Here is an 11,878-nt window from a genome sequence, read left to right on the forward strand (position 1 = left end):
ATTATGGCAGGAGCAGCAACAGCAGCTGACGACAGCTTAGTAGAATATGGCTTCAGGCGCGTTATCATAACGATAACGGCGGTACTATGTGCCCTGCTTGAAATCGTGGACACCACTATCGTTAACGTTGCATTAAACGATATGCGCGGAACCCTTGGGGCAACCCTTACTGATGTTGCCTGGGTAATTACCGCCTATGCAATTGCAAACGTAATTGTAATCCCCATGACCAGCTGGCTATCCATGCAGTTTGGCCGACGCAACTACTTTGCAGCCTCTATTATCATCTTTACCGTGGCATCCTTTCTTTGTGGTAACGCCACAAACATCTGGGAGCTTGTAGCCTTCAGGTTTATACAGGGTATGGGTGGTGGAGCACTGCTGGTAACGGCACAAACTATTATTACCGAAAGCTACCCCGCTGCAAAACGCGGTATGGCGCAGGCAATTTATGGTATGGGTGTAATTGTAGGGCCTACGCTTGGTCCGCCTCTTGGAGGATGGATCGTAGACAACTACTCATGGGGCTGGATATTTTATATTAACGTTCCGCTTGGTATCATTGCTACCATCTTAACGATAATATTTGTAAAAAGCCCTAAATATGGCGAGAAGCTAAAAGCAAACCAGGTTGACTGGTGGGGTATGCTGTTTCTTGCTGCATTCATCGGGTCGCTGCAGTTTGTACTTGAACACGGGCAGCAGGACGACTGGTTTGAAGAGCCCATCATTGTAATACTGAGCGTAGTGAGTGCATTGGGTCTATTTGCCTTTATATGGCGTGAAACGGTGTACAAGCACCCTATCGTAAACCTGAAGGTGCTTAAAGACAGTAACCTGCGCATTGGTACCATATTGTGTTTCATTCTTGGGTTTGGGTTATATGGGTCAACGTTTGTTGTGCCTATTTATACCCAGCAGATCTTAGGATGGACTGCACTTGATGCCGGTATGCTTCTTATACCAAGTTCGCTAATGACAGCCTTTATGATGCCTATTATCGGGCAGATGATTCAAAAAGGGCTTCCTAAGACCTACATGGTAGCCACAGGATTCAGTATTTTCTTTGGGTTTACCTTCTGGATGTTCAGCATCATGACACCCGATACTGGAGCAGAACATATGTTCTGGCCTTTGATCCTTCGTGGTATTGGGTTAGGTTTATTGTTTGTACCCATTACAACCATGGCACTTTCTACCCTTAAAGGAAGAAGCATTGGTGAGGGGGCTGCCTTTACCGGCATGATGCGCCAGCTTGGCGGATCGTTTGGTATCGCGCTTATCAGTACCTTTATTACCCGTTTTACACAAAGCCACAGGGTAAACCTCGTGAGCCATGAGCAGGTAACCGATTTTGCCGTACAGCAAAGGGTGCAGCAATTGCAGCAGGGCTTCATGTCTAAAGGATTTTCGGCAAGCGAAGCGTTGTCAAAAGCTTATGCCGCCATGGAAGGCGGAGTAATGAAACAGGCAACGGTACTCTCTTACATGGATATCTTTTTGTACCTGGGTATAATGTTCCTCATCTGCATTCCGTTTATACTTCTTGTTAAAGAAGGTAAAAACAAGGTAGACATGAGTGAGGCGATGCACTAAGCGTTAAAAGTTGACAGTTTTCAGCTGACAGAAAAATATAACAGGCCTGTCAGAAATGATGGGCCTTTTTTAAACTTCAATCAAAAAAATCAAATCAGGACAAAATGAAAAAAAATTACGATCACGATAAAGCAGCTCAGGAAGAAGCGGGCAAAAGCCAATGCCAGCCTGAGAACACTACACTTGAAAGCCGGGACGGTATAATGGCAGTTCTTAAAAAACTGCTGGGTAACGACAAAACCCAGTCTGACCTCGCCGACCTGTCGGAGTTCGCATGGCCTTAATAGTAGTTATTAAATGACGCTTTCAGTTGTCAGTAACACAAATCAATCAAAAAATGAATTCTAAATACAACCATTATAAAATTACGCTGGAGCATACTTTCAGCCCAAAGGAAGAAGACCTCAACCCTGCCCTTACCCTTGAGTTTGATAACCATGACGAAGTGTTCTCAATTATAAAGAGGCTTCAGGAAAAAGACCATTTTAATGATGCAGTACAATCGGCACAGTTTGCCATAGGTTTAAAGATGTTTAGCGAAGTGATGCTTAAAAACAGGGACAACGCACTGTTCTCTGAATTTGCACCCGAGTTCAAAAACTTCATGACAAAGTTAAAAAGCAGTTAATTTCAAGATTCGGTAAAGAACTCCGCAAAAGCAAAATGAATACTACTAAATAGCTCCGGAAGGGCGGTATCATACAAAATATACTGCTTTTCCGGAGCTTTTTTTATTGGAATCAGATCTCATCGCAAAAAAAGGCTTAAAAATATATTGTTTATTTTTGAAGTAAAGACAAGTTCCATGATCAAAAAAATTACCTCGCTTTTTATTATCCTTTTGTTTGTGTGCGCTGCAAATGCACAGAACCGTAAAGACTCTGCCGAAATTGCCCTGCAAAGGCTTAAGGCAAAGAACAGCCTTACGCGTACTAAGGATTCTATAAAGGTGGCGCTTTTAAAAGATGAACTGAACAGTCTTATAAACCCAAAATCTAAAGAGCTTGAAAAGTATAAGAACGAGCTTTTAAAAATAAAGCAGGAAGATTCGCTGCGCCTTGCTAGCCAGCGCGAGAGCATAAATACGCTTAGAGGTAAAACTACGGCCTTTCCTGTGCTGCTTTTTCAGGATACCATCTTTAAAATCTACAGTGGCTTTGGCCCCTTTTCTGCCGAAGCGAGGGCAAACAGCGCACAGGCCCTTATACTCCAGCTTTATGAAGATAAGCAGTACCAGCAAGATTCTTTACAGATAAGGGCTGAGAAATCATATTTCAATATTATTTACAAGGACAAGATAATAACCAGCATCAGCGAAGAAGATGCACTCTGGGCAGACAGTGCACAGGATTCATTAGCCAAAAAGTACAGTGATGCCATAGCCGGTTCTATAATTAAGAACAGGGAACTGCACAGTGCCGAAAACAGTACATTGCGCTGGGCAACTGCTGTAGGCATATTTGCAGCATTTCTTGTCATTGTATTTTTAGGCCGAAAAGTATACAGATTTTTGTTTCGCAGGATATCGCACAGGCGAAAAGGACAGGCGTCGGGCATAATGATTAAAAACTACCAGTTCCTTTCGGCCTATCGTTTAAAAAAGGTAAGCCTTCAACTATTAAAGCTGTTTTACTTTTTACTGTCGCTGGTTTTCCTTTATATCTTCTTTGGGCTTGAATTCAGCCTTTTTCCCGCGACACAGCAATGGGCTTCCAGACTTATAGCAGCGCTGTGGGATCCGTTAAAGGAAATTGGCGTGTCCATATACCACTACATCCCGAAATTATTACGCATAATCGTAGTACTGATCGTAGGCCGTTATGCCGACCGTTTCCTGCGTTACCTGTCTATCGAGATAAGGCGCGGCAACCTGAAGCTAAAAGGTTTCCATACCGACTGGGCAACGCCTACTTATAAATTAGTGCGTATATGCCTTATTATATTTACCATAGTAATTGTTTTCCCATACCTGCCGGGTGCCGATACCAGTGCTTTTAAAGGAATATCGGTTTTCTTTGGGGTACTTATCTCATTAGGCTCGTCGTCTGCCATCTCAAATACCATTGCAGGTTTTATCATTACCTACATGAGGCCATTTCAGCTGGGCGACTGGATCAAGGTGGATACCATTACCGGAAAGGTCATCGAGAAAACCGCCCTGGTAACAAGGCTTCGCACGATTAATAATGAAGATGTAACCGTACCGAATTCCAAGATACTCACTAATGAGACCATAAATTACAGTTCGGCAAATTCTGAGGGGCTTGTAATTCCTATTACGATCAACGTAAATTATGATGTTAAGCAGGATACTGTTCAGCATTTACTTTTAGATGCTGCTGCAAAAACAAACGATATTTTGAGCGTACCGTCGCCTTATGTTTTTAAGCTTGCCTTAAAAGAGACATTTGTGAGCTATCAGCTGAATGCTATAACTAAAAACCCCGACAGGATGTATTTTATAATATCTGACCTGAACGAAAATATCTTAAGAAGCTTTAATGAAGCCGGTATCGATATCCTTTCACCGCAGTTCTATCCGCGACACAAAGGATAAGAATGACTATAAGTTATTCCAGTATAAAATCAATCTCCGGGGCAGAAGCATCCCTCCTGCCGCCAAAACGGAGGTGTACCTCGGCTTTTTTCATAAATGGCGCGTCGAGCAGTATCGGCCGTATGGCCTTAAACAATTCTTCAGCATTGTGAGCATGGAGGTAAAGCGTGCCATCTGACATATCCATGTTGATCTCGTGTCCGTCAAGCTCCCCAATCCCTTTACCGAACAGAAAAACCCTGATATTGCTTTCCAGCGTGTGCAGTTCGTCAAGCTCCTGATACCCGTAATAGAAATTTATGAGTATAGACTGCTTATACTCACGTTCTGTATTTTCGACTTTATTAAATAAATCCTCAATTTTCATAAATCACAATTTTCAAACCACAAATTCCAAATGACAAATTCCAAATGACAAATTCCAAATGACAAATCATAAGTCTACCGTCTATTATCTATTATCTCATTACTCTACCTTGTAAACACTAACGTATTTCCTTTAGAGAGTGCAGCATCAAATTTGTAGCCTTCATAATCAAAACCTTTGAGGCCTTTGAGTGTCTTTACATTATGGTCTATAATATAGCGCACCATCATACCCCTCGCCTTTTTGGCAAAAAAGCTAATCATTTTCAGTTTTCCGTCTTTGTAATCCCTGAACTCAGGTGTAATGACCGGCACTTTAAGCGCTTTGGCATCTACCGCATCAAAATATTCTTTGCTGGCAAGGTTAACAAACAGTTCGCCATCCTTAAGTTCTTCATTCAACGCCTGGGTAATTGTCTTTTTCCAGTAGTCGTAAAGGTTCTTGTTTTCGCCAACAGGCAGGTGCGTACCCATTTCAAGGCGGTAGGGCTGCATAAGGTCAAGTGGCTTTAAGAGTCCGTATAACCCTGAAAGTATCCTTAAGCTGTCCTGCAGCTTTGTAATCTTAGCAGCCGGTATGGTATAGGCATCAAGCCCTGTGTATACATCGCCGTTAAAGGCATACATGGCAGGGCGCGCATTTTTTGTGGTAAAGGGCGTTTTCCAGTCCTGGTTGCGCTGCCAGTTCAGCTCGGCAAGCTTGTCTGATATATCCATCAGTTTACTCAGTTCTGCAGGCGATTTTTCTTTTACAGTTTTGTGAACCACTTCGGCATTTGCCAAAAAAGCAGGTTCAGTATGTTTACGGGTAGGAAGTTTAGTTTCATAGTCCAGCGACTTAGCCGGAGAGATTACAATTTTCATAAAATGTGAATTATGTATCAAAGTTAGTGAATGTAACAGTATACTCAAAATGCTTAGTTATGCGTTATAGGTTATTTCTTATATTGCAAACCAATAAACCAACTAATTAATTATGGCTGAATTTATAATCCAGACAAAATCTTTGAATTTTAAGTATTCCGGTGACCGAAAAGTACTTGATGACATTTCATTAAACATTCCTAAAGGTTCTATTTACGGATTTCTTGGCCCAAACGGAGCGGGAAAATCTACTACCATGAGGCTGCTAACCGGTATTCTTGAAGAACAGCAGGAAGCCATCTCTATTTTTGGCAAGCCTTTAAAGAACCAGCTGCCGCTGGTTTTTGAGAATATAGGGTCGCTGGTAGAAAGCCCTGCCCTGTACCTGCACCTTAGCGGCTACAACAATTTAAGATACATTGCAAAACTGCGCAATATACCCGAAGAAAGGATTGCCGAAGTTCTTGAACTCGTAGACCTTACTAAAGATGCTAAGCGCAAGGCAAAACAATATTCGCTGGGCATGAAGCAGCGCCTGGCTATTGCCATGGCGTTACTGAGCGAGCCCGAACTGCTACTGCTTGACGAACCCGTAAACGGCCTTGACCCTAACGGGATACAGGACATGAGGAAACTGCTTGTTAAGCTTAACCGCGAAAAAGGAGTTACCATTTTTGTATCGAGCCACCTTTTGGCAGAAATTGAAAAGATGTGTACCCATGTAGGCATTATTAGCCACGGTAAACTTAGGTTTGAAGGTACTATGGAAGAGCTATCCAAACGATCCAGCGTTTGCAGGGTGCAAATTACACTAAAGGATGCTACCACCTGGCAGGAACAACTGGCAGCCGAATTTCCCGATGCCGCGTTAGAAGGCGATTCACAAATTACGCTTGAACTTCCATCGCGCGAAGTGATACCCGTGTTTACTAAAAACCTGGTGGAGCGCGGTGCGGGCATCTATGAGATTCGAATACTTGACGGACTTGAAGAGTGGTTCATGACTTTAGTTAATTAATACATCCAACAACCTACTATACAATGCAAAATTTTATAACTGTACTTAAGGCAGAACATATAAAGAAAAAAGGAACGGGTATTTACCTAATGGCAATACTGCTTAGTGCCTTTGGTCCTATTGTAAACCTGCTTTCCAGCTTATCGTTTGATACTATGCCTCACCGTGACGGCATACCCTTTAACTATTACATGCACAATATTGAGGAGTCGCTCGAGTCGTTTACCATATTCTTTTTTCCGCTGCTAATTATAATCATGGTAAGCCGTATTACGCAGCTGGACCATAAATACGGCGGATGGCAGCTTATGGAAACACAGCCCGTGCGCAAATCGTCTATTTACTTCTCAAAATTTACCGTGGTGCTAATAGGCAATATAATAGCCATATTCTCTATGGTAATTACAGGATACCTTGCAGGCGTTATACTGGGCATGATTAAAGGCATACCGGAGCACGCCACTGCCTCTTTTGATTTTGGCCATCTGGCAGCAATAATGCTCCGCCTGTTTGCAGCAGGTTTATTCTTCAGTGCGTTTCAGTACCTGTTATCGGTGCTTATGCCAAGTTTTGTGTGGTCTATACTTATTGGCTTTGCTGTGCTTATGACGTATGTGTTCCTTCAGGGATTTGAAGTACCCGTACCCGACTGGTACCCTATAGAAATGCTTAACAAGATAAGTAAATACACCGAGGGAAGCGATCTGGGTTACCTGCTCACCTATTCTGAAATTGCAGGATTTATCTTTACCCTGCTCGTTTTATTCCTTGGCTTTAAATGGTACAGCCATAAAACAATTAAGAATGCTTTTTTAGGCAGCAAAAAAAGACTGGTTACAACAGTTGCCGCTATCGTGGTACTGGGCGGTCTTTTTATTTATATACTTACGCCAAACGTTGACCAGGCGTACGGAAAAACTGTTTTGAGCGGCAAAATTGAAGGTGGTAAAAAAATAGAGACCATTTACCTGATGGATAATTTTATTCGCGACACCATAGCTGCCATACCGGTCAAGGACAATAAATTTAGTTATACGATTAAAGAAAACATACCCCTTGATAAGTACCTGCTTGGTTTAGGGGACATGAGGGCACTATTTGTATTTGGCAGCCATGACAGCCTGTTTATAGACCTGAAACTGTATGATGCTAACAGGGAAATGAAGATTACCGGTACACGAATGGCCGAAAACAGGGAGAACGAAAAGCAGAATATGCGATGGAATTCTATTCTCTATGACCTTGAAAATAATCAGGGGCTGGATAAACCGGAATACTTGATTGATGAAATTGTAGCGGAATGGAAAAAGACCACAAACGAAACCAACACGTTTAAGAATGTAGACAACTACATACCCAGGGAGGATTATCTTGACTACAAGCGAAAGCTTATCACTATAGAATACCTCAACTACTGGAATATGCTCGTTAAAAAGCGTGCCGTGCTTTTCCCTAACGAAAAAACCATTGCAACACCGGAGATACTTGCCATGATAAAATTGGTTCCGTTAGACAGCGAAGGGCTTTTAAGCAACGAAGATTACTTTACCTACATAAGGGAGAAAATAATTACCGACAACAAAGCCGACCTGGATGAAAATACCAAAACGCTTTTGGCTGCAGCTAAATTAAAACCGGGTGGGTTTAAGGACAAACTTCTTTTCTGGCAGCTGGACAAGAGCATTAAAGAAGCATCATCTATAGACGAACGCAATAAGCTTACGACAGACTATGCATCATTGCTTGGCAACAAAAAATATGTTGTTGTAATAAACAACACAAAAAGAATATTGGACGGACTTACAAAAGGCAGTCCTGCCCCTGCGTTTGCAACCGTTGACACCAACAAAAAAGCGGTAACCCTTGCCGACCTGAAAGGCAAATTTGTTGCCATAGATACCTGGGCCACGTGGTGCGGGCCATGCAAAGTACAATCGCCTTATTTTGAAAAGTCAGCCATTAAATATAAAGACCATAACATTCAGTTTATTGCTATAAGCGTGGATAAAGATTTTAATGAATGGCTGATAAGCGCGAAACAGAAGTCAAAATCGGTGTTGCAGCTGCATTCTGATGACATCAATAAGTTCTATAAAGATTATAACATTAGCGGAATACCGCGCTTTATACTTATAGGCCCTGATGGTAACATGGTAAATGCCGAGCTTCCGTATGCAGAACAGCCTGCCTTTGAACAGGCTATACGAAACGCACTTAACCTTCCTGAAGAGAAATAGTTTTATCTTTGCCTAAACAAAGTATACTATGTTTAAGGCAATTAAAACGCATAAATGGATTATATATTACGGTTCCGGCCTTGCGCTGCTGCTATTGCTGCTGCGCGGGCTGGAACTTTTTATTTTATACAGGCCGCAATCGCAGGATATATTCACAGGCATAATTGCGCTTACGTTTACAGGGCTTGGCATCTGGCTGGCACTTAAACTGTCAAAACCAAAAGTTGAGACTATTATCGTAGAGAAACCTGTTTATGTTTACACCCAACCTTACTTTACCCCTAACGAAGCCGAAATAGAAAAACTATGCATAAGCAAACGCGAACTTGAAGTGTTGCAGCTTATGGCCGACGGTTTGAGCAATAAGGAAATCGCCGAACAGCTTTTTGTATCGCTCAATACGGTTAAAACGCATTCGTCTAAATTATTTGAGAAGATGGATGTAAAAAGGCGCACACAGGCCGTGGAAAAAGCTAAAAAGAACGGTATTATTGCATAAATCACCCGAAAGTATGAGCTAAAGACCAACAGCTTTCGGCAATTTTGTTCCACAATAAAACAAACAGACATGAAACGAGTAACAGGATTTGGCGGCATTTTCTTTAAATGCAAAGACCCTAAAATGATCAATGAATGGTATAAGACCCATCTTGGATTAGAAACATCGCCCTATGGTGCAAAGTTTGAATGGAAGGATCAATCGGAATCTTCTGCGAACGGCTACACGTTATGGAGTCCGTTTCCTGATAACACAAAATATTTTGAACCATCAGAAAAAGACTTTATGATCAACTACCGCGTTGACGATATTGAAGCATTGGTAACTGAACTGAAAAAAGAGGGTGTTGCTATTTTAGATGAGGTAACAACGTATGAATATGGTAAGTTTGTTCATATACTTGACCCCGAAGGCAACAAGATAGAACTATTTGAAGCTACCGATAAGGAATAACTACACAATATAGTAAGTATGAAAAAATTTATCTGGCTGTATGGCCTTATTGCAGGTTTGTTATGCTCTGTTGGCTATCTGACAATGGGCGACGACATGGATATGGACAAAAGCATGATCTACGGATTTGCGTCCATGATACTGGCTTTCTCACTCATTTTTGTAGCAACCTATCAATACAAGAAACGTAACGGCGGTATAACCTTTGGCAAAGCATTTATGATAGGGCTTTACATTTCGCTTATAGCATCCAGCATCTATGTTGGGCTTTGGCTTATTACCTATTATAATTTTCGCCCCGATTTTATGGACAAGTATTCGGCATGCGTGATTGATCAACTAAAGGCAAGCGGCAAATCTCCTGTCGAGATACAGGCCGGTATTGATGAAATGAACCAAATGAAGGAAAGCTATAAGAATCCGTTATACGTTATAGCCACAACCTACATGGAAATTTTCCCTTTGGGCATAGTGGTATCGCTTATTAATGGTGGTATTGTAGCCTTTAAGAATTACCTTAGAAAGCGAAAAGCAACTACATTATAATATAAGAGTGCCCTAGGGCACTTTTTTTATTTACACCAATTGGCTTACATTTGTGGGAAAGCCTTACTACCATGGATATGTTCGAACAAATAAACACCAGCATCAGCCGATACGTTACCTTTTCTAAAGAGGAACTGGATACTTTCAACTCCTTATTAGAATTCAGGAAAGTTCCGAAGAAAACGATTATGCTGCATGAGGGCGAAATGTGCAACTTTGAAGCTTTTGTAATTAAGGGCTGCGTTCGCAAATACTACATTGACCATAACGGCTTTGAAGTCATATTACAGTTTGCCATAGAGAACGCGTGGGTTAGCGATACATCGTTCAGTAATTATGAGACCCATCCCAGCAGGATCTTTATAGAAACCATGGAAGAATGTGAGTTCCTTATCTTTAGCCCTGAAACTAAAGAAGAACTGCTTGCCCGTGCACCAAAGTTTGAAAGGGCTTTCAGGATATTGTTTGAACGCCATTTATCTGTAACGCAAAACAGGCTGTTTAATACCATTGCAAAAACCGCCATGGAAAAATATGTAGAGTTCCTGGAACTGTACCCCACCCTGCCGCAACGCGTAGCCCAGCACTATATCGCTTCTTACCTTGGCATCTCTGCCGAGTTTTTAAGTAAGGTAAGGGCAAAGCTTGCGAAGCAATAGTATTGAGTATTGAGATACCAGATTTTAGACTGCTACATATTCTCAATACTAATATCTAATATCTCACTACTAAAAAATGGCAAAGCCATTTTTTCTTGTCCCAGTTCAATGTTTTGGAGTTTTATATGCCGCAACTTTGCATAGTAATATTAAAACAACCAAGACATGGACAGAAAAGATTTTATACGAAAAGGCCTTATGGGAACCGGGATGTTTATAACATCTGCTGCCATAGGCGATACATTAAATAATGATATAGACGAGATCAAGCCGTTAGAGCCTATCGGGTACAACCACCTGCCTAACGAAAACGCACTGATCCTGGAAAATACAGTACTTCACAAAGCAAATACCCGCGGACATGCCAATCACGGCTGGCTGGACTCTCACCACTCATTTAGTTTTGCTAATTATTATAACCCTGACAGGATGCACTTTGGCGTACTAAGGGTGCTGAATGACGACCGCGTAGATGCAGGCATGGGCTTTGGCACGCACCCTCACGATAACATGGAGATCATCTCCATTCCGCTTGAGGGCGATTTAGAGCATAAAGACAGCATGGGCAATACAGCAGTCATTAAAAAAGGTGATATACAGGTAATGAGCGCCGGAACCGGAATTTACCACAGTGAATACAATAAGAACAAAGACCAGCTTACCAAGTTTCTCCAAATATGGGTGTACCCAAATAAAAAGAACGTAACTCCACGTTACGACCAGATAACACTCAATGAAGCCGACCGCCACAACACCCTGCAGCAGATCCTATCCCCTGACGCTAACGACGAAGGTGTATGGATCCATCAGGATGCATGGTTTCACCTGGGGCGTTTTGATAAAGATTTCTCTACTGCCTATGATCTTAAGAAAAGCGGCAACGGTATTTATGCCTTTGTTATTAAAGGCGATGTAAACATTGGGACTATTCAATTGAGTGAGCGCGATGCCCTTGGTATATGGGATACTAACAGTATTACTATCACGGCAAATACCCAAGATGCAGAAATCCTTATTATTGAGGTTCCGATGTCTGTTTAATCCAGCCTAAATTTTTTTAAGAATAAAGATTGCACAACAAAA

At 41.8% G+C, this 11,878-nt stretch carries 13 protein-coding genes; 11 read left to right on the forward strand and 2 right to left on the reverse strand.

Annotated elements, in window-relative coordinates; translation table 11 throughout:
- Window positions 1–3 precede the first annotated feature (3 nt).
- The 4 genes from R1T16_RS09790 to R1T16_RS09805 all read left to right on the forward strand — a co-directional run bounded on the left by R1T16_RS09790 (window position 4) and on the right by R1T16_RS09805 (window position 4,153).
- A complete protein-coding gene (locus R1T16_RS09790) occupies window positions 4–1,596 on the forward strand; it encodes an MDR family MFS transporter (RefSeq protein ID WP_317500917.1) in 1,593 nt (530 codons plus the stop codon).
- A 104-nt stretch (window positions 1,597–1,700) separates the two neighbouring features.
- Entirely contained in the window at window positions 1,701–1,880 is a 180-nt protein-coding gene (locus R1T16_RS09795) for a hypothetical protein (protein WP_317500918.1), read from the forward strand.
- A gap of 53 nt (window positions 1,881–1,933) precedes the next feature.
- A complete protein-coding gene (locus R1T16_RS09800; protein ID WP_317500919.1) occupies window positions 1,934–2,224 on the forward strand; it encodes a DUF3861 domain-containing protein in 291 nt (96 codons plus the stop codon).
- A 177-nt stretch (window positions 2,225–2,401) separates the two neighbouring features.
- Window positions 2,402–4,153, forward strand: coding sequence for a mechanosensitive ion channel family protein (locus R1T16_RS09805; protein ID WP_317500920.1), 1,752 nt, complete (start codon window positions 2,402–2,404; stop codon window positions 4,151–4,153).
- A 13-nt stretch (window positions 4,154–4,166) separates the two neighbouring features.
- Here the strand turns inward: R1T16_RS09805 and R1T16_RS09810 are convergent, their stop codons facing one another.
- The gene (locus tag R1T16_RS09810) at window positions 4,167–4,520 is read right to left on the reverse strand and encodes a hypothetical protein (protein WP_317500921.1); all 354 of its coding nucleotides are present in this window, start codon (window positions 4,518–4,520) and stop codon (window positions 4,167–4,169) included.
- Window positions 4,521–4,624: 104 nt separating this feature from the next.
- On the reverse strand, window positions 4,625–5,383 hold the full coding sequence (gene yaaA, locus R1T16_RS09815; protein ID WP_317500922.1) for a peroxide stress protein YaaA: 759 nt from the start codon (window positions 5,381–5,383) through the stop codon (window positions 4,625–4,627).
- 112 nt (window positions 5,384–5,495) lie between these two features.
- Here yaaA and R1T16_RS09820 point away from each other — a divergent pair, with 112 nt between their 5' ends.
- From R1T16_RS09820 to R1T16_RS09850, 7 genes are all read left to right on the forward strand, one after another.
- Window positions 5,496–6,401 (forward strand): ABC transporter ATP-binding protein, encoded by a 906-nt coding sequence (locus R1T16_RS09820; RefSeq protein ID WP_317500923.1) that lies wholly within the window; start codon window positions 5,496–5,498, stop codon window positions 6,399–6,401.
- Between the two features lie 23 nt (window positions 6,402–6,424).
- The gene (locus R1T16_RS09825; RefSeq protein WP_317500924.1) at window positions 6,425–8,638 is read left to right on the forward strand and encodes a redoxin family protein; all 2,214 of its coding nucleotides are present in this window, start codon (window positions 6,425–6,427) and stop codon (window positions 8,636–8,638) included.
- A 28-nt stretch (window positions 8,639–8,666) separates the two neighbouring features.
- Entirely contained in the window at window positions 8,667–9,137 is a 471-nt protein-coding gene (locus R1T16_RS09830) for a response regulator transcription factor (RefSeq protein ID WP_317500925.1), read from the forward strand.
- A gap of 69 nt (window positions 9,138–9,206) precedes the next feature.
- A complete protein-coding gene (locus R1T16_RS09835) occupies window positions 9,207–9,590 on the forward strand; it encodes a VOC family protein (protein WP_317500926.1) in 384 nt (127 codons plus the stop codon).
- 18 nt (window positions 9,591–9,608) lie between these two features.
- On the forward strand, window positions 9,609–10,136 hold the full coding sequence (locus R1T16_RS09840) for a DUF4199 domain-containing protein (RefSeq protein WP_317500927.1): 528 nt from the start codon (window positions 9,609–9,611) through the stop codon (window positions 10,134–10,136).
- Window positions 10,137–10,207: 71 nt separating this feature from the next.
- The gene (locus R1T16_RS09845; RefSeq protein ID WP_317500928.1) at window positions 10,208–10,795 is read left to right on the forward strand and encodes a Crp/Fnr family transcriptional regulator; all 588 of its coding nucleotides are present in this window, start codon (window positions 10,208–10,210) and stop codon (window positions 10,793–10,795) included.
- A 321-nt stretch (window positions 10,796–11,116) separates the two neighbouring features.
- Window positions 11,117–11,836: a pirin family protein gene (locus R1T16_RS09850; RefSeq protein WP_317500961.1), complete on the forward strand. Its 720-nt coding sequence runs from the start codon at window positions 11,117–11,119 to the stop codon at window positions 11,834–11,836.
- Window positions 11,837–11,878 lie beyond the last annotated feature (42 nt).

It is taken from the genome of Flavobacterium sp. DG1-102-2 (genome assembly GCF_033042555.1).
Taxonomy (GTDB): Bacteria; Bacteroidota; Bacteroidia; order Flavobacteriales; family Flavobacteriaceae; genus Flavobacterium.

Excerpts from the sequence above, each read along its gene's own strand:
- R1T16_RS09790 (WP_317500917.1), top strand. The coding sequence starts at position 4 with ATGGCAGGAGCAGCAACAGCAGCTGACGACAGCTTAGTAGAATATGGC.
- R1T16_RS09795 (WP_317500918.1), top strand. The coding sequence starts at position 1,701 with ATGAAAAAAAATTACGATCACGATAAAGCAGCTCAGGAAGAAGCGGGC.
- R1T16_RS09800 (WP_317500919.1), top strand. The coding sequence starts at position 1,934 with ATGAATTCTAAATACAACCATTATAAAATTACGCTGGAGCATACTTTC.
- R1T16_RS09805 (WP_317500920.1), top strand. The coding sequence starts at position 2,402 with ATGATCAAAAAAATTACCTCGCTTTTTATTATCCTTTTGTTTGTGTGC.
- R1T16_RS09810 (WP_317500921.1), bottom strand. The coding sequence starts at position 4,520 with ATGAAAATTGAGGATTTATTTAATAAAGTCGAAAATACAGAACGTGAG.
- yaaA (WP_317500922.1), bottom strand. The coding sequence starts at position 5,383 with ATGAAAATTGTAATCTCTCCGGCTAAGTCGCTGGACTATGAAACTAAA.
- R1T16_RS09820 (WP_317500923.1), top strand. The coding sequence starts at position 5,496 with ATGGCTGAATTTATAATCCAGACAAAATCTTTGAATTTTAAGTATTCC.
- R1T16_RS09825 (WP_317500924.1), top strand. The coding sequence starts at position 6,425 with ATGCAAAATTTTATAACTGTACTTAAGGCAGAACATATAAAGAAAAAA.
- R1T16_RS09830 (WP_317500925.1), top strand. The coding sequence starts at position 8,667 with ATGTTTAAGGCAATTAAAACGCATAAATGGATTATATATTACGGTTCC.
- R1T16_RS09835 (WP_317500926.1), top strand. The coding sequence starts at position 9,207 with ATGAAACGAGTAACAGGATTTGGCGGCATTTTCTTTAAATGCAAAGAC.
- R1T16_RS09840 (WP_317500927.1), top strand. The coding sequence starts at position 9,609 with ATGAAAAAATTTATCTGGCTGTATGGCCTTATTGCAGGTTTGTTATGC.
- R1T16_RS09845 (WP_317500928.1), top strand. The coding sequence starts at position 10,208 with ATGGATATGTTCGAACAAATAAACACCAGCATCAGCCGATACGTTACC.